At 64.7% G+C, this 22,851-nt stretch carries 19 protein-coding genes; 16 read left to right on the top strand and 3 right to left on the bottom strand.

What is annotated here, in order from left to right:
* Nucleotides 1-92 precede the first annotated feature (92 nt).
* Nucleotides 93-1,094 (top strand): ABC transporter ATP-binding protein, encoded by a 1,002-nt coding sequence (locus Aeroheme_RS16285; protein ID WP_163154355.1) that lies wholly within the window; start codon nucleotides 93-95, stop codon nucleotides 1,092-1,094.
* 614 nt (nucleotides 1,095-1,708) lie between these two features.
* On the opposite strand, the gene Aeroheme_RS16280 is transcribed toward Aeroheme_RS16285, so the two are convergent.
* Nucleotides 1,709-3,160: an aminoacyl-histidine dipeptidase gene (locus Aeroheme_RS16280; RefSeq protein ID WP_411166204.1), complete on the bottom strand. Its 1,452-nt coding sequence runs from the start codon at nucleotides 3,158-3,160 to the stop codon at nucleotides 1,709-1,711.
* 938 nt (nucleotides 3,161-4,098) lie between these two features.
* Here Aeroheme_RS16280 and gpt point away from each other — a divergent pair.
* The 6 genes from gpt to Aeroheme_RS16250 all read left to right on the top strand — a co-directional run bounded on the left by gpt (nucleotide 4,099) and on the right by Aeroheme_RS16250 (nucleotide 9,937).
* Nucleotides 4,099-4,566, top strand: coding sequence for a xanthine phosphoribosyltransferase (gene gpt / locus Aeroheme_RS16275; protein ID WP_025325960.1), 468 nt, complete (start codon nucleotides 4,099-4,101; stop codon nucleotides 4,564-4,566).
* A 172-nt stretch (nucleotides 4,567-4,738) separates the two neighbouring features.
* Nucleotides 4,739-6,007, top strand: a complete 1,269-nt coding sequence (gene frsA / locus Aeroheme_RS16270) for an esterase FrsA (RefSeq protein ID WP_163137402.1) — start codon at nucleotides 4,739-4,741, stop codon at nucleotides 6,005-6,007.
* A 62-nt stretch (nucleotides 6,008-6,069) separates the two neighbouring features.
* Nucleotides 6,070-6,462, top strand: coding sequence for a sigma factor-binding protein Crl (gene crl, locus Aeroheme_RS16265; protein WP_106887691.1), 393 nt, complete (start codon nucleotides 6,070-6,072; stop codon nucleotides 6,460-6,462).
* Between the two features lie 134 nt (nucleotides 6,463-6,596).
* Nucleotides 6,597-7,700, top strand: coding sequence for a glutamate 5-kinase (gene proB, locus Aeroheme_RS16260; protein ID WP_106887690.1), 1,104 nt, complete (start codon nucleotides 6,597-6,599; stop codon nucleotides 7,698-7,700).
* A gap of 197 nt (nucleotides 7,701-7,897) precedes the next feature.
* Nucleotides 7,898-9,151: a glutamate-5-semialdehyde dehydrogenase gene (locus tag Aeroheme_RS16255; protein ID WP_411166203.1), complete on the top strand. Its 1,254-nt coding sequence runs from the start codon at nucleotides 7,898-7,900 to the stop codon at nucleotides 9,149-9,151.
* 150 nt (nucleotides 9,152-9,301) lie between these two features.
* Nucleotides 9,302-9,937 carry a murein L,D-transpeptidase catalytic domain family protein gene (locus Aeroheme_RS16250; protein WP_025325965.1) on the top strand — a complete coding sequence of 212 codons (636 nt, stop codon included), beginning with the start codon at nucleotides 9,302-9,304 and terminating at the stop codon, nucleotides 9,935-9,937.
* Nucleotides 9,938-9,994: 57 nt separating this feature from the next.
* Here Aeroheme_RS16250 and Aeroheme_RS16245 read toward each other — a convergent pair whose 3' ends face one another.
* Nucleotides 9,995-10,426, bottom strand: a complete 432-nt coding sequence (locus Aeroheme_RS16245; protein ID WP_139744017.1) for a universal stress protein — start codon at nucleotides 10,424-10,426, stop codon at nucleotides 9,995-9,997.
* 195 nt (nucleotides 10,427-10,621) lie between these two features.
* On the opposite strand from Aeroheme_RS16245, the gene Aeroheme_RS16240 reads away from it, so the two are divergent.
* Nucleotides 10,622-11,374 (top strand): hypothetical protein, encoded by a 753-nt coding sequence (locus Aeroheme_RS16240; protein WP_411166202.1) that lies wholly within the window; start codon nucleotides 10,622-10,624, stop codon nucleotides 11,372-11,374.
* Nucleotides 11,375-11,412: 38 nt separating this feature from the next.
* On the opposite strand, the gene Aeroheme_RS16235 is transcribed toward Aeroheme_RS16240, so the two are convergent.
* On the bottom strand, nucleotides 11,413-11,916 hold the full coding sequence (locus Aeroheme_RS16235) for an RNA methyltransferase (RefSeq protein WP_411166201.1): 504 nt from the start codon (nucleotides 11,914-11,916) through the stop codon (nucleotides 11,413-11,415).
* A 313-nt stretch (nucleotides 11,917-12,229) separates the two neighbouring features.
* Between Aeroheme_RS16235 and Aeroheme_RS16230 the strand changes: the two genes are divergently transcribed.
* The 8 genes from Aeroheme_RS16230 (at nucleotide 12,230) to nirD (ending at nucleotide 22,834) form a co-directional block, all read left to right on the top strand.
* Nucleotides 12,230-14,854, top strand: coding sequence for a molybdopterin-dependent oxidoreductase (locus tag Aeroheme_RS16230; protein ID WP_411166200.1), 2,625 nt, complete (start codon nucleotides 12,230-12,232; stop codon nucleotides 14,852-14,854).
* A 26-nt stretch (nucleotides 14,855-14,880) separates the two neighbouring features.
* Nucleotides 14,881-15,639 (top strand): uroporphyrinogen-III C-methyltransferase, encoded by a 759-nt coding sequence (gene cobA, locus Aeroheme_RS16225; protein WP_395948888.1) that lies wholly within the window; start codon nucleotides 14,881-14,883, stop codon nucleotides 15,637-15,639.
* A 125-nt stretch (nucleotides 15,640-15,764) separates the two neighbouring features.
* Nucleotides 15,765-16,346 (top strand): ANTAR domain-containing response regulator, encoded by a 582-nt coding sequence (locus Aeroheme_RS16220; protein ID WP_205642334.1) that lies wholly within the window; start codon nucleotides 15,765-15,767, stop codon nucleotides 16,344-16,346.
* A 289-nt stretch (nucleotides 16,347-16,635) separates the two neighbouring features.
* Nucleotides 16,636-17,991 (top strand): CmpA/NrtA family ABC transporter substrate-binding protein, encoded by a 1,356-nt coding sequence (locus Aeroheme_RS16215; protein WP_411166199.1) that lies wholly within the window; start codon nucleotides 16,636-16,638, stop codon nucleotides 17,989-17,991.
* 14 nt (nucleotides 17,992-18,005) lie between these two features.
* A complete protein-coding gene (locus Aeroheme_RS16210) occupies nucleotides 18,006-18,965 on the top strand; it encodes an ABC transporter permease (RefSeq protein WP_411166198.1) in 960 nt (319 codons plus the stop codon).
* Between the two features lie 81 nt (nucleotides 18,966-19,046).
* On the top strand, nucleotides 19,047-19,868 hold the full coding sequence (locus tag Aeroheme_RS16205; RefSeq protein ID WP_139745503.1) for an ABC transporter ATP-binding protein: 822 nt from the start codon (nucleotides 19,047-19,049) through the stop codon (nucleotides 19,866-19,868).
* 66 nt (nucleotides 19,869-19,934) lie between these two features.
* Complete coding sequence (gene nirB / locus Aeroheme_RS16200) at nucleotides 19,935-22,478, top strand: nitrite reductase large subunit NirB (RefSeq protein WP_411167256.1); 2,544 nt, start codon at nucleotides 19,935-19,937, stop codon at nucleotides 22,476-22,478.
* Nucleotides 22,475-22,834 (top strand): nitrite reductase small subunit NirD, encoded by a 360-nt coding sequence (nirD, locus tag Aeroheme_RS16195; RefSeq protein ID WP_163147047.1) that lies wholly within the window; start codon nucleotides 22,475-22,477, stop codon nucleotides 22,832-22,834. Before nirB ends, nirD begins: the two co-directional genes overlap by 4 nt.
* The last annotated feature ends 17 nt before the right edge of the window (nucleotides 22,835-22,851 follow it).

The raw sequence follows: 22,851 nt of genomic DNA, 5'->3' as shown, positions 1-22,851 counted from the left end.
ATCTTGTTGTCGGTACGGGAGTTGAAGCAGCACCTCAGCAATCGGGAAGGGGCTATGTCGGCTCTTTACCTGGATGGACAGGAGCGGCGGCGATGAGCACCTTGTTGTCGGTCAGAGACTTGAAGCAGCACTTCAAGATGGGTGGCGGCTTTTTGCGCAAGCCCTACACCGTCTATGCGGTGGATGGCATCAGCTTCGATCTCAAGCAGGGGGAGACGCTGGGGCTGGTGGGGGAGTCCGGCTGCGGCAAGTCCACCCTGGGGCGCTCCCTGCTCAAGCTGTTTGAACCCACGGCGGGGCAGATAAGCTTCGAGGGGCGCGACATCACCCGGTTGTCACCCGGGGAGATGCGATCCCTGCGCCAGGAGATGCAGATAGTCTTTCAGGATCCTGCAGAATCCCTCAACGGTCGCCACACAGTGGGCCAGATCCTGGAAGAGCCCTTCATCATCCACGGTAAAGGCAGCACAGCGCAACGACGCGGCTGGGTGCTGGAGCTGCTGGACAAGGTGGGACTGCCCAAGAGTGCGGTGGATCGCTATCCTCACGAGTTTTCCGGCGGCCAGCGCCAGCGCATCGGCATAGCCCGCGCCATCGCCCTCAAGCCCAAACTGCTGGTGTGCGACGAGGCGGTGTCGGCGCTGGACGTCTCGGTGCAGTCCCAGATAGTGAACCTGCTGCTCACCCTGCAGCGGGAGATGAATCTGGCCATCATCTTCATCGCCCACGATCTCTCTGTGGTCAAACACATCTCGGACAGGATTGCGGTCATGTACTTGGGAAGGATCGTCGAGCTGGCCGAGGCCCAGCAACTCTACCTGAGCCCGCGCCACCCCTATACCCAGGCGCTCATCTCGGCTATCCCGGTGCCGGATCCCCGCAGGCGCAACCAGCGCATCCTGCTGACCGGGGACGTTCCCTCACCCATCTCGCCCCCGAGCGGCTGCCATTTCCATCAGCGCTGCCCCTATGCAACAGAGCTGTGCCGAGGCACCTCGCCGAGTCTGGAGCCCTGTGGTACAGAGGCCCATCAGGTGGCCTGCCACTTCCCCTTGTCCGCGGTGGAGGCGGCGCCGCTGGGAAAGGCGGTCTGATGCCGGCGTCCGCTTCGCCAGGGCCGGTATCACAGCAGGGTGGCGTCGGGGACGAGCAATAAAAAATGGGGCCTGTGGGCCCCATCTTCATGGTTGGAGTTCAGGTTTGGCCGTGGAACATCTGGCCCGGGCAGGACAGCGCCCCGAGGGGGTGGCTGTGGTGTGAATTGCTGAGTTATTTTGTAGTTTTATTACGTTACTAATTTCTACTTCCGGGCGGGCGACATCAGGCGCCATAGCGGAAGTAGTAGTTGCGAGTCGAAGGCGCATAAGTGTCTTTCTCTTGTGTGCCTTTCTTGCTGGATGCACCTTTCAGGTGGAACAGCACTGCCAGGTTCTCAAACATAGTCTTACCTCTTCGCTCTGTTGATTATTGTTTCCTGTGACCTTGGTCACAATTTGATGCTAGAGGCTTTTGTGATCTCGATCAACTTATTGTGTTGTAAATTTACATAAATCATGGAAAAGGTTTTCAAATCCAGGGTTGCTTATGGATACGATTTCAAGGGGGATCGGCAGGGGCAGTGAAGGGGTCAACGCAGAGAAAGGAGGGGCACAGCCCCAATGACATGCCCCGCACTGGGCGGGGCATGGAGTGGCTCGGGAGGCCGTGCTTACTTGGCCGGGATCTGTTCCAGCACGTGGACCAGCAGTTGCCAGAAGCGCTCGACCGCCGGGATATGAACCCGCTCGTCCGGTGAGTGGGCACCGCGTATGGTCGGGCCGAAGGAGACCATGTCCCAATCCGGGTAGGCGCTCTTGAACAGACCGCACTCGAGACCGGCGTGGATCACCATGACGTTCGGCATCTCGCCGAACAGGGTCTGGTAGCTGTTGCGTACCAGGGCCATGACGGGGGAGTCCACGTTCGGTGCCCAGCCCGGGTAGGCGCCGGTGAATTCACAGCTGGCGCCCGCCAGGCTGAACAGGGAGCTAGTCATCTGCTCGACGCTCTCGCGACCCGAGTCGATGAGGGAGCGGATCAGGCACTGCACATAGACCTCACCCTCGAGGGTCTTGATGACCCCGAGGTTGGTGGAGGTCTCGGTGACGCCAGGGATGGCATCGCTCATGCGGATGACGCCGTTGGGGCAGGCCATCAGGGCATCCAGCAGGCGGGTCTGGAGGGATTCGCTCATCAGCTTGGCGGGCATGTCCCGGCCGCTCAGCAGCACGGTCAGGTTCGCCTCGGTGGCGGCCAGCTCGCTCTGATAGATGCCGGCGTAGCGGTCAACCAGGGCCTTGAACTCGCTGACGCTGGCGGTGGGCACCAGCAGGGTGGCGCGGGCTTCGCGGGGGATGGCGTTGCGCAGGGTACCGCCGCTTATCTCGGCCAGACGCACCCCCAGTGGCTCGGCGGCCTTGAGCAGGCGCACCAGCAGCTTGTTGGCGTTGCCACGACCGCGGTGGATGTCGACCCCGGAGTGACCGCCACGCAGCCCCTTCACCTGCAGCTCGAAACCTTCACCCTGGGTGGCGGCAACCTGCTCCAGCGGGAAGCGGATATTGGCATCCACCCCGCCGGCGCAGCCCATGTAGACTTCGCCATCCTCTTCGGAGTCGGTGTTGAGCAGGATCTCGCCCTCCAGCCAACCCGCTTCCAGGCCGAAGGCGCCTGTCATGCCGGTCTCTTCGTCCGTGGTCAGCAGCACTTCCAGCGGGCCGTGCTTGATGGTCTTGTCGGCCAGCACGGCCAGACAGCCTGCCATGCCCATGCCGTTGTCGGCCCCCAGGGTAGTGCCACGGGCGGTGACCCATTCACCGTCGATGTAGGCATCGATGGGATCCTGAGTGAAGTCGTGCTGAGTGTCGGCATTGGCCTGGGGCACCATGTCGATGTGGGCCTGCAGCACCACGGCCTTGCGGTTTTCCATGCCCGGGGTGGCCGGCTTCTTGATGATGATGTTGCCCACGGCGTCTTGCTTGACCGCCAGGCCTTCCCCCTGGGCCCACTGCACTATCCAGGCGCTCAACTTGGCCTCGTGCTTGGAGGGGTGGGGAATGGAGCAGATCTGCTCGAAGAATTGCCAAATCAATTTGGGAGACAGAGAACTAAGCTGTGCCACGTCGGGACTCCTTACCAGCACGGAAATGGACAGGGCCCAGTGGGCCGCAGAAGAGGGTAACGATAATACAGTCAATCACACAAAAATGTGAGCGATCTGCGCAAATTGCGGTCTGCTTGTGCTGATAAAGGGAGCCTGAATGGCGAACATGACTGCCTCGCCCATGGTTATCAGCAGAAGATGAAATTCGTGATGCACATCACAAAAATATTGTCTTTTCGCCGCCGGGTGGTAAATTAGCCGCCGTGGGTCAACCACTTGTCAGGATGACAATGAATGCCTCCAGGGAACCGAAGCAAAGCAAGTGCGCCTCCACGGAACCGAGTGTCTGTTCAAGGATCTGAACCCGCATTAAAGGTACGTAACTTGTTAAGCAATCAGGAGTTCATTATGTCAGGCAGCAATTCAACCTATTGGTTTGCCCAGTCTCTCTATACCCAGGGTTTCAACTATCCGAACCCCTACGCCGGTCGTCGTTAAGACGGGCAGTCAGCCGGGCTGACAGAGAAAGCAGAAAAGCAGCAGGTGTGTGAGGGTTCCATCCTCCCCCTGCTATTTTTTTACCCGAAATTCGAGGTTTGCTCTTCGAATGAGCACCCTGTTGATGAGGACTGGGCCCCGAGGGGAGGCCAAACGGGCAGGAGATGGCCGACTTTTCCTGTTTTTCGCATACGTTTGCCAGTCATTTTATCTGCAAAGGGTGCTATCATACCGGCCCAACAGCTGGCCTGAGGTCTGGGTCTAGATCGAGATGGCCGCCAGCCATGCCCGTCCTGCTTTCAATGCATCTGCTTTTTGCTGCCGAGGGTCTACCCCTGAGGCCGCAAAAGTGCAAGCAAAATTCAGGAGACGGGGGCCAGAATTTACCGGATCCCGTGTGTCTGCCGGGACCCTTACGTCTTAAGTGATTGCCTTTATAACTCGTTGAGATCGATAGCATGCCAAAAAAGTTCTATGTATCGTGGGATAACCTGCAACGTGAAGCGCGCCGTCTGGCCCGTCGTCAACTGCCCGTCAGCCAGTGGAAAGGGATCATCGCGGTCAGCCGTGGTGGCCTGGTGCCTGCTGCCCTGATGGCCCGTGAACTTGGCATTCGCAACGTCGAAACCCTCTGCATCTCCAGCTATGACCACAACAGCCAGCGTGAGCTGGTGGTCGTCAAGGCCGCCACCACAGCCGGTGACGGTGAAGGCTGGCTGGTAGTGGAAGATCTGGTGGACACAGGAACTACCGCCAAGGCGATCCGCGAGCTCTATCCCAAGGCCAAGTTCATCGCCATCTTCGCCAAGCCCATGGGTGAGCAATTGCTGGATGACTTCGAGGTCGCCATCCCGCAGGACACCTGGATTGAGCAGCCCTGGGACATGGCGCTGGAGTTTGCCAACCCGATCTGCGACGAAGAGTAATCGCCCCCTGCCTTGGCGCCCCGCCCCTGACTTTTGTGGGGCGGCTCGATCGCGCTGATGGCAAGACGGTTTCATAGGGCCCCTGTTTGGGGCCTTATGCGTTTATGATGTGGCTGCCCGCGGTGAAAAGTGGTTAAGATGGACCATTGTTTGAGACAGAAGAGTCACCATCTTGGAACCAAACGACGATACCAACCTGACGGAAAAGCTGTTCACCCGGGTCAAACAGGTATTGGAAACCTCCGAAATATCCAACTCCAGCCCGGTCGATGAGCAGGACAGCTCCCTGGCCGAGAGCTTCATCGACGGCGCCCTGTCGCCCCATTGGTACCGCCTGCTGCGCCGGCCGACCTGGGCCTGGCAGGGTGCGGATCCGGTGGAAGTGGAGCAGACTCTGGCCCGCATCGCCATGGGGCAGGGGGAGCGCAGCCACGAGCGCTATCTGGATACCATCAAGGGCTATGTGCCCGGCAACTGGGTCTATGAGTGGAGCCAGCTGGCTGGCCGCTATTTCAATGCCGGGCGCGAGCTGGTTAGCCAGGGCGATAGCGCCGGGGCGTTGAAGAATCTGCTCAAGGCGGTGCGCTACTACTCCATCGCGAGCTACCCCCATCTCAAGAATGACGAGCTGGCGGATCAGGCCCAGCTGCTCTGCAACATGGCCTACCGCGAGGCAGGCAGGCTGTTCAAGGTGCCCCTCAAGGAGCTGCAGGTCCCGTTCCGGGGCAAGACCATTCAGGGCTATCTGCACCTGCCCACCACCGACAGGCCTGTGCCCCTGGTCATCGTCAGCGGCGGCATAGACGCCCTCCAGGTCGACTTCCTCAACTTCTACTTCAAGTGCCTCGAGCCCCACGGCATCGGCATGCTGTCGCTGGACATGCCGGGAACCGGCTATGCGGAGCATTGGCCGCTGGTGCAGGACACCAGTCGCCTGCACCAGGCGGTGCTCAACCACCTCTCCGAGGTGGCCTGGGTCGATCATCAGCGCATCGCCATGGTGGGGTTCCGCCTCGCCGGCAATGTGGCGGCGCGCCTCGCCTTCATCGAGCCCTTCAAGCTCAGGACTGTGGTCTGCATCGGGGCCGGCATCAACCAGGTGTTTACCAATCAGGAGATGTTTGCCCGCTGTCCGCGCATGATGCGGGACGGGCTGGCGAACCGCCTGGGGGCCGATGCCGCCCAGTGGGATCTGCTGCGCACCAAGTGCCAGGTCTTCTCCCTCAAGACCCAGGGGTTGCTCGGGAGCCGCACCTCTGTGCCCATCCTGAGCATTGGCCACAAGCGTGACTTCATTTGTCCCGAGCAGGATGTCCGGGCCCTGGCCTCCGCCAGCCGCAATGGCAAGGCGGTGGTGTTCGACAAACAGCCTCTGCTGGAGGTGTATGACGAGGCGCTCAAAGAGACGGTAGATTGGCTAAAAAAACACTTATGTACATGATATAGAACTAAAAATGTAACATCATCATGTGATGGTATGGCTTGTTCAACAGGGAGGTTAGCATGTCAGAAAGAGTGACCTACAAGCGATTGCTGCGGCAATTCGCGGCCATTGGCCCCTATCTGCGCGAGGATCTGTGCGAGGAGGGACGCTACCGCTTCGACTGCCTTTCCGTCTGCGTCAGCGCCAAACCGGCGCCGGACAAGCGGGAGTTCTGGGGCTGGTGGCTGGTGCTGGAGCAGGAGGACCACAGCTTCAGCTATCACTATCAGGTCGGCTTCTACAATGCGGACGGGGAGTGGATCAACAAGCCGCTGCCCAAGAAGCATCAGGCCGAGGTCGAGCGTACCCTCAACCACTTCTACAAACTCATCAGCGCCAAGCTGACCCTGCTGGAGTGCACCTTGTCTCCCGCCAAGCAGGTCACCGCCGAGCTGAACGTGACGGCGGCCTGATCCGCCCGGGCCCTGCGGTCATGGATCCGCGGGGCTTCCTTCTTTGCCATGACAGCTGTGAGGCTTAATTGCCTTGCAGGGTAACAGGGCCGTGGGTATAAAGGGATTCCTTACTTTTCTAACCCTTTGTTCCCATGGAAAACAGAACCATAGTCGTCAAATTGGGCACCAGCGTGCTCACCGGGGGATCTGCCCGTCTCAACCGTGCCCACATGGTGGAGCTGGTCAGGCAATGTGCCGCCCTGCATCGACACGGACACCGTGTCGTTCTGGTGACCTCCGGCGCCATCGCCGCCGGACGTGAGCACCTGGGGCACCCTCCGCTGGCGCCGACCCTGCCCAACAAGCAGATGCTGGCGGCGGTGGGCCAGACCCAGCTCATCCGGGTATGGCAGGACCTGTTCAACCTCTACGGGCTGCACATCGGCCAGATGTTGCTGACCCGCGCCGATCTGGAGGACAGGGAGCGTTACCTCAATGCCCGCGACACCCTGCGCACCCTGCTCGATCACCGCATCATCCCCGTCATCAACGAGAACGACGCCGTGGCCACCGCCGAGATCAAGGTGGGGGACAACGACAACCTCTCCGCCCGCGCCGCCATCCTGGCGGATGCGGATCTGCTGATCCTGCTCACTGACCAGAAGGGGCTCTTTACCGCGGATCCCCGCACCAACCCGGATGCCCAGCTCATCGAAGAGGTGCAGACCATAGACGACACCCTGCGCTCCCTCGCCGGTGACAGCGTCAGCGGCCTCGGGACCGGCGGCATGGCCACCAAGCTGCAGGCCGCCGACGTGGCACGCCGCGCCGGGGTCAACGTGGTGATCGCCACCGGCCAGATCCCGGAAGTGATAGGTCGCCTCGCCGCCGGCGAGCGGGTGGGGACCCTGTTCCCGGCGCTGGCCTCGCCGCTGGAAGGACGCAAGAGCTGGATCCTGGCAGGGCCGCCCCCCCATGGGGAAGTCCAGGTGGATCAGGGGGCCGTGGCCGCCATGCAGGAGAAGGGCTCCAGCCTGCTGCCCAAGGGCATAGTCGCGGTCAAGGGAGACTTCGTCCGTGGCGACGTGGTGCGGATCCTGGGCCCTCAGGGGAGCGAGCTGGCCCGCGGCATCTGCCGTTACGATCATCTGGAGCTTGAGAAGCTGCGGGGCCTACACTCGGATCAGATAGAGGCCGTGCTGGGTTACGGCTATGGCGCCGTTGCTATCCACAGAGACGATATGGTGCTGCTGTGAGCTGTCGGCCCCGATAAACCCTGCCGCTACGGCTACGGCTATGGGATCATGGGCCATCCACAGAGATGACATGGTGCTGCTGTAAAGCAGCTGGCTCGATAGAGACTGCGGCCATGGCTACGGGATCATGGGCCATCCACAGAGACGATATGGTGCTGCTATGAGCGGCACCTATGAAAGAGAAAAAGGATGACGTTATGAGTCTGGAGAAAATGGGGCAGGCGGCCCGCGAGGCCGCCTATCAGCTGGCGACCATCAGCACGGCGCAGAAAAACCGGGCGCTGGCCGCCATCGCCGATGAACTGGAGGCGCACAGTGCGCAGATCCTGGCTGCCAACGAGAAGGATATAGCGGCTGGCCGCGACGCCGGCTTGTCGGAAGCCATGCTGGATCGCCTGCTGCTCAACCCCGCCCGCCTCGCCGGCATAGTGGCGGACGTGCGCAAGGTGATCTCCCTGGATGATCCGGTCGGCGCCGAGATCGACAGCCGGGTGCTGGAGAATGGCCTGCGCCTCTCCCGCCGCCGGGTGCCCATCGGGGTCATAGGCGTCATCTACGAGGCGCGTCCCAACGTCACCATCGACATCGCCAGCCTCTGCCTCAAGACCGGCAACGCCAGCATCTTGCGCGGTGGCCGCGAGACCTTCCACTCCAATCTGGAGCTGGTACGGGTGATCCAGAGCGCGCTGGCCGCCTCCGGTCTGCCGGCCGAGGCTGTCCAGTACATCGACAATCCGGACCGGGCCCTGGTGGGCGAGCTGCTGCGCCTCGATCGCTATGTGGACATGATCATCCCCCGCGGCGGTGCCGGGCTGCACAAGATGTGCAAGGAGAACAGCTCCATCCCCGTCATCATCGGCGGCTTTGGCATCAGCCACATCTTCGTGGACGAGAGTGCCGATCTGGCGCGTTCCCTGGCGGTCATCGACAACGCCAAGGTGCAGCGCCCCTCCGCCTGCAACGCCCTCGATACCTTGCTGGTCCATGAGCAGATCGCCGCCCGTTTCCTGCCGCAGCTGGTCTCCCTGATGAACGAGCGCAAGGTGACCCTGGTGGGGGCCGCCAACGCCATGCCACTGCTGGCCGGGGTCGACAACCTGTGCGAGGCGGGAGCGGAAGATTTCGACACCGAATGGCTGGGGTTGACCCTGGGGGTCAAGCTGGTGGCTGACGTCAACGAGGCGCTGGCCCATATGCGCGAGCACAACGCCGGCCACTCCGATGCCATCCTGACCAACGATCTGGCCAATGCGGAGCGCTTCGTCAACGGCGCCGGCTCTGCGGCTGTCTACGTCAACGCCTCCACCCGCTTCACCGACGGCGGCCAGTTTGGCCTGGGGGCGGAAGTCGCTGTCTCGACCCAGATGCTGCACGCCCGGGGCCCCATGGGGCTGACCGAGCTGACCAGCTACAAGTGGGTCGGTCAGGCGGACTATCTGATCCGTGCCTGAGCAAGGTCGTCAGCATATTGCCGTCAATGCCGACTCGGGTCGGCATTTTTGTGGTTTTTTATTGCGCACTATCAGTGGCTTGCATATAACTATCCAGCGAGACATGGCGTCATTCAGAGCGCCAGTTCAGGAAGGGGAGCGACTTCAAGGATGAAGCGACAGTATTGGATGTCGCGGCTGGCCAGCCTCTGGCTGGGGTTGCCGCTGCTGCTGGGGGCGCTCTGCTTCAGCAGCCAGGGCCACGCCAGCTGGGATCAGGATCTCTATCGCCAGCTGGGTCTGGCGGGCAAGCTGGACAAGCAGGTATTCCGCAAGGCCCTGCAGGGCTATCAAGATGTGCGCCACAAGCGCAAACCCATACTCACCATCATCGACTACAGCAAACCCTCGACCATGCGCCGCCTCTTCGTCATCGATGTGAAGCGTCACAAGCTGCTCTACCACACCTGGGTCAGCCACGGTCGCAATTCGGGGGAGCTGGCCGCGCGCCAGTTCTCCAACCAGCTCAACTCCCGCCAGAGCTCCCTCGGGGTCTATCGCACCGCCGAAACCTATCAAGGCAAGCACGGCTACTCCCTGCGCCTGGACGGCCTTAGCCCCGGCAAGAACAGCAATGCCCGCAAGCGCGCCATAGTGGTGCACGGGGCTGACTATGCCAGCCCGAGGCATTTGCAAAAATATGACAAGCTGGGCCGCAGCTGGGGTTGCCCGGCCCTGCCGCGAGAGCAGTCCAGGGCCATCATAGACACCATCAAGGGGGGCAGCGTCATCTATGCCCACGGTTGAGGGGGCATAGAGAGCAAAAAGGCCAGCTCGTGCTGGCCTTCCGGTCGGGGGTTGGGGTTACTTGCGCACCACCAGCACGGGGCAGGGGGCGTGGCGTACCACGGATTCCGCCACGCTGCCCACCAGCAGGTGGCTGATGCCGGAGCGACCGTGGCTGCCCATGACCAGCAGATCCACCTTGTCTTCCTTCGCCTGGATCACTATCTCGTCGGCGGCGCGGCCGAAGCGCACCTCGAACTTGGCCGGGATGGGCAGGGTGGCGACCAGCTCCTTGAGCTGGCTCTTGGCCTGACGCTCCATCTCATGGGTGATCTCGATGGCGGTCATGTGCAGGATCTTGTAGCTGTCGAAACCGTGCAGCTGATCCACCACGTGGACCAACTTGAGCTCGGCCTGATGGCTCTGGGCCATGAAGACGGCGTAGTCGAGCACGGCCTTGGACATCTCGGAAAAATCGACGGGACAGAGCAGGGATTTGATGGTTGGCATGAGAAGGCTCCCCTCAGTTAGGTCACTAATGAATCTTATGATCCATGATACCGATCGAGGGGGCAATAACCCTCGACTCGCTCGCAAAATCGGGAAAAATGTAACAGGGCAGGCTGGCTTTCTATGCTATCTGTATGCCTGAACGGACCGTCTGGCGGTGAGCGCCTGCCGACGGTCATACCACTGAGGAAACCCATGGTTCGTCTTTTTCTGTTCTGCTGCCTGCTGCTCATCTGGCCCGTGCGGGCCGATACCCTGGATGTCTATTGCGATGACTGGCCCGGCTTCTGCCAGAAGGGTGGCGAAGGTGTCTATCTGGACATAGTGCGCGCCATCTATGAGCCCGAGGGCTATGTGGTGCGCCCGCACCTGGTGCCTTACAAGCGGGCGCTGGCGGTGGTGTCGCAGAAGGCGGGGGACATGGCGATGGGGGTCTATCGGGGAGAGGTGAAGGGCGCCCATCAGCCCGATTACCCCGACTCGGCGGACTACGTGAGCGTGGTGATGCAAAAGCACTGGTTGCCACACTGGGCCGGCGAGCACAGCCTGAAGGAGCAGGAGGTGCTCTGGCTGCGGGGCTGGGCCTTCGACAAGTTCATCCCGCTGCCGATGCGCTGGTACGAGATAGACAGCCATGAGATGGCGCTGCAATTGCTGCTCAAGGGGCGCTACCGCTACTACCTGACCGACGGCGCCCTCTACCCCAAGGATGCCCTCCCGCCCGAGCTGGCGCAGGTGTTCCTGCGCTGGATCCCGACCTACCCCATCTTCGCCGACAACGAGAAGGGCAGGCAGCTGCACGGGCTCTGGGATTCCGGCATGCGCACCCTGATAAGGGAGGGGACACTGGCACGGATCTATCGGGAAAACCGGCTCTACGACGACTACCTGGACTTTATCAGGGAGCAGGAGGCGAGGGTGCGCAGGGAGGCGTCATCACAGGATTGAGGCGGCCTGCTGTCCGGCCACCTGGATCACCGTCTTGCTCAGCCTTCAGCCCTTAGCTTCTTGGCCAGCCGATCGTAGAGGATCACGTTGACCGAGGCGGCCAGGTTCATGCAACCCTGAGTCGGCACATAGACAACCTCCTTCACCGCCGCGAAACGGGCGGGCTCCAGGGTGCCATCCTCAGGGCCAAAGATGTAGAAGGCCCGCTCGGGGTGCTCGTAGTCCGGCAGCGAGGTGGCTCCCTCGATGAGATCCACCAGCACAGGGGTGCAGTCTTCGGGGACGAAGGCCAGCAGATCCTCGACCCCGAGCAGGGGGATCTTCTCCACCATCTGCTTGGTGTCGGTGGCAAAACGCCGCGCCAGCTCGAAGCGTTGACCCGTGTAGTAGACCTCTTCTGCCCCGTAGCAGCCGGCGGCCCGCATCACGGCCCCCACGTTCTCCGGTGACTTGGGGTTGACCAGCCCGATGGCGCAATACTCGGGGGCCGCATCCGGCCGCGCATCGACCCGCTCTGCGGCGCCGTAACCTGACTCTTTCATCTCGTTCTCCTCTGTGGCGGCGCATTATACCCCCGGTGGGCCCCTTGCCCAGCCTGTGGTGCCGACTCCCGCCCGGCGGGCCCAACAAGGGAGCAGTTGCACCGCCCTGGCGCAGCCCTGAGCCCTGGCGCCCAATGGCGACGCACCTTGCATCCTGGCGCGGGCTTTGCAGTCACTTCCCCATACAAGATGATTTAGGCTCATCCGGACAAAGGCGTCCGTCCCCGCAGGGGGGCGGACGCTTTTTTATGGGCTCGTCATCGAACAGGACAAGGAGGCGGCCCCGGGGCCGCCGGCGACAAGGAGCGAGGGAATGAAGACCACCTGTGCCTATTGTGGAGTGGGGTGTGGCATCCGGCTGAGCCGGGAGGGGGAGAACTGGCAACTGCAGGGGGATGAAGAGCATCCGGCCAACGGCGGCGCTCTGTGTGTCAAGGGGGCCAGCCTGCTGGAGAGCCTGGCCTTCCCCGACCGCCTGCTCTATCCGCGCTGGATGGGGCAGCGCATCGGTTGGGAAGAGGCCCTGGACACCCTGGCCAGTCGTTTTACCGCCATATTGGCCGAATCCGGGCCCGAGGCCATCGGCATCTACCTGTCTGGCCAGCTCACCACCGAGGATTACTACGTCGCCAACAAGCTGATGAAGGGGTATCTGGGCAGTGCCAACGTGGACACCAACTCCCGGCTCTGCATGTCGTCGGCTGTGGTGGCCCATCAGCGCGCCTTCGGGGAGGATCTGGTGCCCGCCTGCTACGAGGATCTGGAGCTGGCGGATCTGGTAGTGCTGACCGGCGCCAACACCGCCTGGACCCACCCCGTGCTGTTTCGCCGCCTGCAGCAGGCGCGGGCGCGCCGCCCCGAGCTCAGGCTGGTGGTGCTGGATCCCCGCCGCACCATGACGGCGGAGCAGGGGGATCTGCATCTGGCCCTCAAGCCCGGCAGCGACGTGGCGCTGTGGAACGGCCTGTGCCGCTATCTGCTCGACAGCGACGGCTGGGACAAGGCCTATGTGGCGCAGCATGTGAGCGGCTTCGAGGCGCTGGCGGCGGCGCTGGACGATCCGGCCTGGCAACTGGACGAGGTGGCCCGCAGCTGCGGCCTCTCCCGCAGCGATCTGCTCGGTTTCTACCAGCTGTTTGCCCGCACCCCCAGGACTGTCACCCTGTTCTGCCAGGGGATCAACCAGTCCAACCAGGGGGTGGACAAGGCCAACGCCATCATCAACGCCCACTTGCTGTGCGGCAGCATCGGCAAGCCGGGGGCGGCCCCCTTCTCCATGACGGGGCAACCCAACGCCATGGGGGGGCGCGAGGTAGGGGGGCTTGCGACCCAGCTCGCCGCCCACATGGGCTTTGGCGAGGCCGAGTGCGATAGGGTGCAGCGCTTCTGGGGAAGCCCGACCATAGTGCGCGGGCCTGGGCACAAGGCGGTGGCCTTGTTCGAGGCGGTGCACCGGGGGGAGATCCGCGCCCTCTGGGTGCTCGGCACCAACCCGGCTGTCTCCCTGCCGGACGGCAACCGGGTGCGCGAAGCCCTGAGCCGCTGCGAGCTGCTGGTGGTCTCCGAGGTGACGGCCAATACCGACACGGCGCGCCTCGCCCACCTGCTGCTGCCCGCCGCCGCCTGGGGGGAGAAGAGCGGCACAGTCACCAACTCCGAGCGCACCATCAGCCGCCAGCGCGCCTTCCTGCCCCTGCCGGGGGAGGCCAGGCCCGACTGGTGGGCCCTGACCCAGCTCGCCCGCCGGCTCGGCTTTGGCGAGGGGTTCGCCTATGAGCACGAGCACGAGATCTTCTGTGAACACGCCGCCCTCTCCGGCTTCGAGAACGAAGGGGCCCGCCAGTTCGACATCTCGGGGCTGGCGGATCTTAGCCGCGCCGAGTTCGAGGCGCTCGCCCCCCTGAGCTGGCCCGTCAACGGCAACTGGCCAAAGGGGCGAGCCCGATTGTTCGAGGACGGGCGCTTTGCCACCCCGGATGGCCGGGCCCGCCTGCTGCCCCTGGCCCAGCACTTCCCCCCGCAGCCGAAGGCCGCCCCCCGGGGGGAGGACCTCTCCCTGCTCCTCAACAGCGGGCGGCTGCGGGATCAGTGGCACACCATGACCCGCACCGGTCACGTGCCCAGGTTGCAGGAGGCCGAGCCCTGGCCCAGGGTGCGGGTGGGGGCCGCCAGCCTGCTGGCGCTCGGCGTCAGGGAGGGGGATCTGGTGCGTCTCTACAACGAGCTCGGGGAGGCCCTGCTGCTGGTCGGGTTGGACGAGGGACTCAGGGAGGGGGAGGCCTTCCTGCCCATGCACTGGACCGACAGCCAGTGCAGCCTGGGGGCGGTCAACCGCCTCATCGCCGCCGTGGTGGATCCCCTCTCGGGCCAGCCCATGTTCAAGCAGGGGCGGGTACAGGCCAGGGCGCAAGCCACCCGCTGGCAGGGGCTCTGGTGCGGCCGCCATGACTGGCGCGAGCCGGTGGACTGGTGGGCAAGGCGCCCCCTGCCCGAGGGCAACTGCACCCTGCTGGCCTCCTGGTCCGACAGCTCCCAGGGGCTGTGGCAGCGGTTGGGGGCAGAGGGGCACTGGCTGCGGCTGCCCCTGAAAGAGGGCTGGCTCGCCCTGACCCTGGCCGGGGATCGCATCGAGGGCATCCTGCTGGTGGGGGAGCGACGCCCTGACATCAAGGTCGAGCTGCTGGCCAGCCTGCTCGGCACGCCGCTGCAGGCGGGAGCCCTGAGCCAGACCCTGAGCCTGGCCCTGGCCGGAGAGAGCCGGCTGGTCTGCTCCTGCCTGCGGGTGTCGGAGCAGCGCATCGTGGATGCCATCACCCGGCAGGGGGTGAGCGAGCTGGCGGGGCTGCAGGCCCTGCTCGGCTGCGGCAGCAACTGTGGCACCTGCCTGCCCGAGATCGACAAGTTGTTGATCAAGCATGTTTTTATCGCCTCAGCCTGAGGCTTGGGCAACACAAGGAGTGTGAGATGAGCCAAATCAGTCTGGTGGGAGCGGGCCCCGGCCCCCTCGAATTGTTGACCCTGCGCGCCCTGCACCGCATTGAGGCGGCTGAGGTGGTGGTCTATGACCGTCTGGTGGGGAGCGAGATCCTGGCCCGCATTCCCCAGGGGGCGGCCCGCTTCGACGTGGGCAAGCGCTGCGGCGAGCCGAGCCCCACCCAGGAGGAGATCAACGCCCTGCTGCTGGCCCTGGCCCGCACCGGCAAGCGGGTGGTGCGCCTCAAGGGGGGGGATCCCCTGGTGTTCGGCCGGGGCGGGGAGGAGGCGCTGCACCTGGCCCGCCACGGCATAGAGGCCGAGCTGGTGCCCGGCATCACGGCGGCCCTGGGCTGCGCCGCCAGCACCCTGATCCCCCTGACCCACAGGGGACTGGCGCGCTCCCTGACCCTGGTGACGGGCCACCTGATGGACGAGGGGGACTATAGAGGCTGGCAGGGGCTGGCCCGGGCCGGCCACACCCTGGTGTTCTACATGGGGCTGGAGCGGGCGGCCCAGATCCGGCAGGGGCTGCTGGCGGCAGGGGCATCCGGGGATCTGCCGGTGGCCCTGGTGGTGGCCGGGTGTAGTGCGCGCCAGCAGGTCCATCACGCCCGGCTGGAGGGGCTGGAGCAGGCCGCCCGTGCCCTGCTCGGCCAGAGCCCAGTGCTGATGATCATGGGGGAGGTGGTGAACCTGGGCGCCGAGCTGCAGGCCCTGCTGAACCAGACCATGGAGCGGGTGGCCTGAGCCGGGGTTTCCCCTCTACCCCCACTACCTCTGGATAGATAAAAAGGAGGTAGATTCAAATAGTTGGCCTTCATGTTGCGGCATGTTCAGCAGACACGTTGCGATAGCCGTTGGCAAGGAGCGCCATGACTACTCTTCCCCGGGGCCAGGATGGCCCCCCCTCCCGCCTGCTGATCCACGCCGATGATCCGGGTCAGGCCAATCGCCTGGCCCTGCTGGTGAGCCACTACGGCCATCAGCCCAGGATACTCGACACCCGCCAGCTGCTGACCCCGATGGAGCAGGGGGACGCCCTGCTGGTCAGTTGCCGCCAGTTCGGCGCCGAGGTGCGCCTCGGCCTCTCCCTCTGGCCGGGCTTGCCGCGCCTGCTGTTCTGCGAGCGGCTCGGGGGCGACACCCAGCTCGCCCTGTTGCAGCAGGGGGTGCTGCTGGTACCCCACCCTTGCGGCGAGCGGGAGCCGGTGGAGCAGTGGCTGCGGCTCGCCCGCAGCCAGCTGGCCATGGTGCAGGCCCTGATGCAGACCGAGAGCGAGCTGCGCCAGAAGCTGGAGGAGCGGCGGCTTATCGAGCAGGCCAAGGGGCGCCTGATGCGCCATCAGGGGCTGGACGAAGAGCAGGCCTACCGCCTGATGCGCAGCACCGCCATGAGCCGCCACCTGAGCCTGGGGGAGCTGGCGCGGCAACTGCTGCAGGCACTGCCCGCCTGAGCGCTCCGCTGGCAAACCGTTTTGGTGCAACTGCGCCTAATTGAGGCAAACGAGAAGGCAAAGCGGGAGGAAAAAGGCGGAATAGGGCCAGTTTTGGCGGCTTGGCCAATTTGGCACGGAAAGTGGATTACCCAGAAGACAAGGAGTGATGGCACCCACGGGCCCGTCACTCGCAACAGGGCAAAGAGGCCTCACCGATCCCGGATCGGTGAGGTTTTTTTTTGGCCGCGACCCTGCAACGGCGCAGGGGAATGGCCGCCCATGACTGTGATCTGAGCGAGGAAGGCGAATGAACAAGAGACAAGGATGTGCGGGTCTGCTGCTGGCGCTGCTGTCACTGCCGACGCTGGCGCTGGGGGCTCCGGAGCAGGAGGAGCTGAGGCTCGGCTTCATCAAGCTGACCGACATGGCGCCGCTGGCGGTGGCCTACGAGCGGGGCTACTTCGAGGACGAGGGGCTCTACGTGACCCTGGAAGCTCAGGCGAACTGGAAGATACTGCTGGATCGGGTGATAGACGGCGAGCTGGACGGCGCCCAGATGCTGGCGGGCCAGCCCCTGGCGGCCCACATCGGCATCGGCACTCAGGCCGAGCTGGTGACGGCTTTTGCCATGGATCTCAACGGCAACGCCATCACGGTTGCCAACAGCGTCTGGGCAGCCATGGCCCCCCAGCTGCCCAAGGCGAAGGCGGGCCAGGTGCCGCCGCCGGTGAGCGCCGCGGCCCTCAAGCCCGTGGTGGCCGAGTACCGTCAGGGGGGCAAGCCGTTCAACATGGGGATGGTGTTCCCCGTCTCCCCCCACAACTACGAGCTCAGGTACTGGCTGGCGGCGGGCGGCCTGCACCCCGGCTTCTACGCACCCAAGCTTGGCGACAACTCGGGCCAGCGTCAGGCTGACGTGCTGCTCTCGGTGACGCCGCCGCCCCAGATGCCCGCCACCCTGGAGGCGGGCACCATAGCCGGCTACAGCGTGGGGGAGCCCTGGAACCAGCAGGCGGTCGCCAGAGGGATAGGGGTGCCCGTCATCACCGACCTTGAGATCTGGCGCAACAACCCGGAGAAGGTGTTCGGCGTCACCCGGGAGTGGGCAGAGCGCCACCCCAACACCCATGTCCGGCTGGTGAAGGCGCTGCTGCGGGCGGCCTGGTGGCTGGATGCGGAGCAAAACGGCAACAGGCGCGAGGCGGCCAAGCTGCTGGCCAAACCCGAGTACGTGGGGGCCGACGAGCAGGTGATTGCCAGCTCAATGACCGGCACCTTCGAGTACGCCAAGGGGGACAAGCGTCAGCTGCCGGACTTCAACGTCTTCTTCCGCCACCACGCTACCTACCCCTACTACTCCGACGCCATCTGGTATCTGACCCAGATGCGGCGCTGGGGCCAGATCCCCGAGGCCAAGCCGGACGCCTGGTTCGAGCAGGTGGCCAAGGCCGTCTACCAGCCGGGCGTCTATCGCCAGGCCGCCGAGGCGCTGATCGCCGAGGGCAAGCTCAAGGCCACCGATTTCCCGGATTTTGCCAGCGAGCAGGGCTATCGCGGCCCCCAGGATGGCTTCATCGACGGCTTGCTCTACGACGGCCGCCACCCCAACGCCTATCTGCAGCAGTTTGCCATCGGCCTCAAGGGCGATGAGCGAGTGCAATGAGCAAGGAGAACCCAATGAACCGACACAAGTGGCTATCCATCCATTGGAATGCCGTCAACTGGAAAGTCATGGTGCAGCCCCTGCTGGGCGTGCTGCTCTTCCTCGGCCTCTGGCAGTGGGGGGCGAGCCAGGTGCAGACCAGTCTGGGCACCCTGCCTGGGCCACTCGCCACCGCCAGCCAGCTCTGGTCCCTGGGTCAGGATCACCTGGCCGAGCGGGAGAAGGCGAGCGCCTTCCTCGAGCGCCAGCAGGTGCGCAACGCGGCGCGGCTGGCGGCAGATCCGGCGGCCGAGGTGAAACTGCGCCCCTACACAGGGCGCCCCACCTTCTTCGATCAGATAGCCACCAGCCTGCTCACAGTGCTGTGCGGCTTCGCTCTGGCGACTCTGATCGCCATCCCGTGCGGGGTGCTGCTCGGCATGAATCAGGGGCTCTATCGCGCCGCCAACCCGGTGATCCAGCTGCTCAAACCGGTGTCACCCCTGGCCTGGCTGCCCCTCATCACGCTAGTGGTGAGCGCCCTCTACGCCAACCCCAGCCCCTGGCTCGCCAAGTCCTTCCTCACCTCGGCCCTGACGGTGACCCTCTGCTCTCTCTGGCCGACCCTGATCAACACGGCGGTCGGGGTGGCGGGGCTGGACAGGGATCTGCACAACGTCAGCCGGGTGCTGCGGCTCTCCTTTGTGACCCACGTGCGGCGCATAGTGCTGCCCGGGGCCCTGCCCATGATCTTCACCGGGCTGCGGCTGTCGCTGGGGGTGGCCTGGATGGTGCTGATCGCGGCCGAGATGCTGGCCCAGAACCCGGGGCTCGGCAAGTTCGTGTGGGACGAGTTTCAGAGCGGCGGCTCGGCCTCCCTGGCTCGCATCATGGTGGCGGTGATCACCATAGGCCTCATCGGCTGCGCCCTGGACAGGGGCATGCTGGCCCTGCAGCAGTGGTTGTCCTGGGACAAGCGCCAGGTATTGCGCTAGGGCAGCCAAGGCAGCACAGGCCCTGCAGCAGTGGCCAGGTGCTGCGTTAATCACATTCCTATTCAGGCAGGAGAAGAGCCAATGAAGAGTTATCTGGAAATAAGCGACGTCGGGATCTCGTTCGAGACGGAGCAGGGCAGCTTCGAGGCCCTCAGCCGGGTCAACCTGCGCATCGAGAAGGGGGAGTTCGTTTCCCTCATAGGCCACTCGGGCTGCGGCAAGAGCACAGTGCTCAACCTGGTGGCCGGACTGCTGGAGCCGACCCTCGGCGGCATCATACTCGATGGCCGCGAGGTGGCGGGCCCCGGGCCCGAGCGGGCCATGGTGTTCCAGAACCATGCCCTGCTGCCCTGGCTCAGCGTCCAGCAGAACGTGGCGCTGGCGGTGGGCCAGGTGGAGCCGAACCGGCGGGCGGCTTCGGAGCGGGTGGACTACTACCTCTCCCTGGTGCAGATGGACCACGCCAGCCGGAAGATGCCCCACGAGCTGTCGGGGGGCATGAAACAGCGGGTCGGTATCGCCCGGGCGCTGTCGCTCTCCCCCAAGGTGCTGCTGATGGACGAGCCGTTCGGCGCCCTCGATGCCCTGACCCGGGCCCATCTGCAGGATGCCCTGATGGCGATCCAGGCTGAGCTTGGCAACACCGTCATCATGATCACCCACGACGTGGACGAGGCGGTGCTGCTCTCCGATCGCATCTGCATGATGACCAACGGCCCCAGTGCCACCGTCGGGGAGATCCTGACCGTGGACCTGCCAAGGCCGAGGGACAGGGTCGCCCTGGCGGACGACCCCCACTACCACAAGCTGCGCCAGCAGGTGCTGCGCTTCCTCTACGAGAAGCAGCGCAAGGTGACCCCCCTCAAGGCGGCTGAGAAAGTGCGCAGCAAGCTGCGTGCCTGAGCCCCAACGGATTCAAGGAAGAGAGATATGGCTGACAAAGAGCAACTGTGGGTGGTAGGCGACGGCATGGATCTTAACGATCGCCAGAGCGCCGGATCCCCCGAAAAGGCCGGTAAGCAGCGCCTGCTGGTGGTGGGCAATGGCATGGTGGGTCACCACTTTATCGAGCAGCTGGTGGCGGCCGGCGGGCTGGCGCGCTTCGAGGTGACCGTATTCGGGGCCGAGCCGGACTCCGCCTACGACAGGGTGCACCTCTCCGAGGTATTCGGCGGCAAGGCCCCGGAGGCGCTGCGCATGGCGGATCCCGCCTGGTATGAAGAGAGCGGCATTGCGCTGCGGCTGGGGGCCGAGGTGGAGGTGCTCGACAGAGCTGCCCGCACCCTGACGCTCGCCAACGGCGAGCAGTTCCCTTACGACCGTCTGGTGCTGGCGACCGGCTCTGTGCCCTTCGTGCCCCCCATCCCCGGCCATCAGCGGGAGGGCTGCTTCGTCTACCGCACCCTGGGGGATCTTGCCGCCATCCGCGATGCCTGCGCCCAGGCCCGCAGCGGCGTGGTCATAGGTGGCGGCCTGCTGGGGCTGGAGGCGGCCAACGCCCTGCGCCTGCTCGGGCTCAAGACCCAGGTGGTGGAGTTTGCCCCCAGGCTGATGCCGGTGCAGCTCGACGAGAGCGGCGGCGCCGTGCTGCGAGACAAAATTCAGGCCCTCGGGGTCGAGGTGCTGGTGGAGAAGGCCACCGAGTGCATAGAGCAGGGGGAGCAGGCCCGTCACCGCCTGTGCTTCAAGGACGGCTCTCATCTTGAGACCGATGTCCTGCTGTTCTCGGCGGGCATACGCCCCGCCGACGCCCTGGCCCGGCAATCAGGGCTGGCGGTCGGGGAGCGCGGCGGCATCTGCATCGACGACGGCTGCCACAGCTCGGATCCCGCCATCCTCGCCATCGGCGAGTGCGCGCTCTGGCAGGGGCGCATCTTCGGCCTGGTGGCCCCCGGCTACCAGATGGCGCGGGCCGCCGTGGCCAGCCTGTGCGGCGGCGAGAGCCGCTTCCTTGGGGCCGATATGTCCACCAAGCTCAAGCTGATGGGGGTGGACGTGGGCTCCATCGGCGACGCTCACGCCAGCACCGCCGGCGCCCAGGAGCTGCTGCTGCTGGACAGGGTCAACGGCGTCTACAAGAAGCTGGTGACAGACGGTGAGGGCAATCGCCTGCTCGGCGCCATCCTGGTGGGGGATGGCGCCGATTATGAGCGGCTGCTGCAGTACTACCAGAACGGGGTGGCGCTGCCCCAGCCGCCCCTCTCCCTGCTGGTGGGGGAGGTGGGGGCTGCCCCCGCGCCCCTGGTGCTGCCGGACAGCGCCATCCTCTGCTCCTGCCACAACGTCAGCAAGGGGGAGGTGGTGGCCGCCGTTCGGGCGGGCAATCACGAGCTGGGGGCAGTCAAGAGCTGCACCAGGGCGGGCACCGGTTGCGGCGGCTGCGGCAACCTGCTCAAGCAGGTAGTGGATCAGACCCTGGCAGACCTCGGGGTGGAGGCGGACAAGGGGCTGTGCGAGCACTTCGCCTACAGCCGCCAGGAGCTCTATCACCTGGCCCGGATCGGCGAGCTGAAGAGCTTCGAGGCGCTGCGAGACAAGCATGGCCAGGGTCTGGGCTGCGACATCTGCAAGCCGACGGTCGCCTCCATACTGGCGTCCCTCTGGAACGAGCATGTGCTGGAGAAGCCACACCGCACCCTGCAGGACACCAACGACGCCTTCCTTGCCAACCTGCAAAAGGACGGCACCTACTCAGTAGTGCCGCGCATCCCGGGTGGGGAGATCACCCCGGACGGCCTCATCACCATAGGGGAGGTGGCGCGCAAGTACGGCCTCTACACCAAGATCACCGGCGGCCAGCGAATCGATCTCTTCGGTGCCCGGGTCGACCAGCTGCCCGCCATCTGGGGCGAGCTGGTGGCGGCGGGCTTCGAGACAGGCCAGGCCTACGGCAAGTCGGTGCGCACCGTGAAGTCTTGTGTCGGCTCCACCTGGTGTCGCTACGGGGTGCAGGACTCCATGACCCTGACCCAGACCCTGGAGCACCGCTACAAGGGGCTGCGGGCCCCCCACAAGCTGAAGTTTGCGGTCTCCGGCTGCACCCGGGAGTGCGCCGAGGCCCAGAGCAAGGACATAGGCGTCATCGCCACCGAGCGGGGCTGGAACCTCTATGTGTGCGGCAACGGCGGCATGCGGCCGCGCCACGCCGACCTGTTCGCCACCGACCTCGACGAGCAGACCCTGATCCGCTACATAGACCGGCTGCTGATGTTCTACGTGCGCACCGGGGATCGGCTGCAGCGCACCTCGGTCTGGATGGAGAACATGGAGGGGGGGCTCGACTACCTCAAGTCGGTGATCATCGAGGACAGGCTCGGCATCGGCGCCGAGCTGGAGGCCATGATGGGGGAGATAGTCGGCACCTGGCAGTGCGAGTGGAAGAGCACATTGGCGGACCCGGACAAGCTCAAGCTGTTCGAGGCCTTCGTCAACCGGCCCGAGGACGAGACACCGCCGCGCCGTGAGGAGCGGGGGCAATGGGTGCCGGCGATCAGTATCAAGGAGGTGGTATGAAGGATTTCAAGGAAGGCACAGCGCACCCCGAGCATGGGCAGTGGCATAGGGTGTGCGAGCTGTCAGCCCTGCCGGAGCAGGGGGGGCGCAGCGCCTGGCTGGAGGGGCGGGTGCTGGCGCTGTTTCGCCTCGGGGGGCGGGTCTATGCCCTGGACGGGGTGGACCCTCTGGTCGGCGTGGCCGTGCTGGGGCGCGGCCTGGTGGGGGATGCCGGGGGCGAACCCGTGGTTGCCTCCCCCCTCTACAAGCAGCGCTACGCCCTGATGGATGGCCGCTGTCTGGATGATCCCGCCCTGAGTGTCGCCTGCTGGCCGGTGCGACTGGATGAGGGCGCTGTCTGGGTACAACTGGGCTGAACGGGCTGCACATATGC

The organism is Aeromonas sp. DSM 116730, assembly GCF_046581335.1.
Taxonomy (GTDB): domain Bacteria; phylum Pseudomonadota; class Gammaproteobacteria; order Enterobacterales; family Aeromonadaceae; genus Aeromonas; species Aeromonas rivipollensis.
Note: the sequence above shows the minus strand (reverse complement) of the source record. Positions and strands in the feature narration are given on the sequence as shown.

What these genes read in the sequence shown, in the direction of transcription:
- Aeroheme_RS16210 (WP_411166198.1), top strand. Translation starts at nt 18,006, where the DNA reads ATGAACCGACACAAGTGGCTATCCATCCATTGGAATGCCGTCAACTGG.
- Aeroheme_RS16220 (WP_205642334.1), top strand. Translation starts at nt 15,765, where the DNA reads ATGACTACTCTTCCCCGGGGCCAGGATGGCCCCCCCTCCCGCCTGCTG.
- Aeroheme_RS16215 (WP_411166199.1), top strand. Translation starts at nt 16,636, where the DNA reads ATGAACAAGAGACAAGGATGTGCGGGTCTGCTGCTGGCGCTGCTGTCA.
- Aeroheme_RS16245 (WP_139744017.1), bottom strand. Translation starts at nt 10,426, where the DNA reads ATGCCAACCATCAAATCCCTGCTCTGTCCCGTCGATTTTTCCGAGATG.
- Aeroheme_RS16255 (WP_411166203.1), top strand. Translation starts at nt 7,898, where the DNA reads ATGAGTCTGGAGAAAATGGGGCAGGCGGCCCGCGAGGCCGCCTATCAG.
- crl (WP_106887691.1), top strand. Translation starts at nt 6,070, where the DNA reads ATGTCAGAAAGAGTGACCTACAAGCGATTGCTGCGGCAATTCGCGGCC.
- nirB (WP_411167256.1), top strand. Translation starts at nt 19,935, where the DNA reads ATGGATCTTAACGATCGCCAGAGCGCCGGATCCCCCGAAAAGGCCGGT.
- proB (WP_106887690.1), top strand. Translation starts at nt 6,597, where the DNA reads ATGGAAAACAGAACCATAGTCGTCAAATTGGGCACCAGCGTGCTCACC.
- Aeroheme_RS16250 (WP_025325965.1), top strand. Translation starts at nt 9,302, where the DNA reads ATGAAGCGACAGTATTGGATGTCGCGGCTGGCCAGCCTCTGGCTGGGG.
- Aeroheme_RS16240 (WP_411166202.1), top strand. Translation starts at nt 10,622, where the DNA reads ATGGTTCGTCTTTTTCTGTTCTGCTGCCTGCTGCTCATCTGGCCCGTG.
- gpt (WP_025325960.1), top strand. Translation starts at nt 4,099, where the DNA reads ATGCCAAAAAAGTTCTATGTATCGTGGGATAACCTGCAACGTGAAGCG.
- Aeroheme_RS16205 (WP_139745503.1), top strand. Translation starts at nt 19,047, where the DNA reads ATGAAGAGTTATCTGGAAATAAGCGACGTCGGGATCTCGTTCGAGACG.
- Aeroheme_RS16285 (WP_163154355.1), top strand. Translation starts at nt 93, where the DNA reads ATGAGCACCTTGTTGTCGGTCAGAGACTTGAAGCAGCACTTCAAGATG.
- Aeroheme_RS16235 (WP_411166201.1), bottom strand. Translation starts at nt 11,916, where the DNA reads ATGAAAGAGTCAGGTTACGGCGCCGCAGAGCGGGTCGATGCGCGGCCG.
- Aeroheme_RS16230 (WP_411166200.1), top strand. Translation starts at nt 12,230, where the DNA reads ATGAAGACCACCTGTGCCTATTGTGGAGTGGGGTGTGGCATCCGGCTG.
- cobA (WP_395948888.1), top strand. Translation starts at nt 14,881, where the DNA reads ATGAGCCAAATCAGTCTGGTGGGAGCGGGCCCCGGCCCCCTCGAATTG.
- nirD (WP_163147047.1), top strand. Translation starts at nt 22,475, where the DNA reads ATGAAGGATTTCAAGGAAGGCACAGCGCACCCCGAGCATGGGCAGTGG.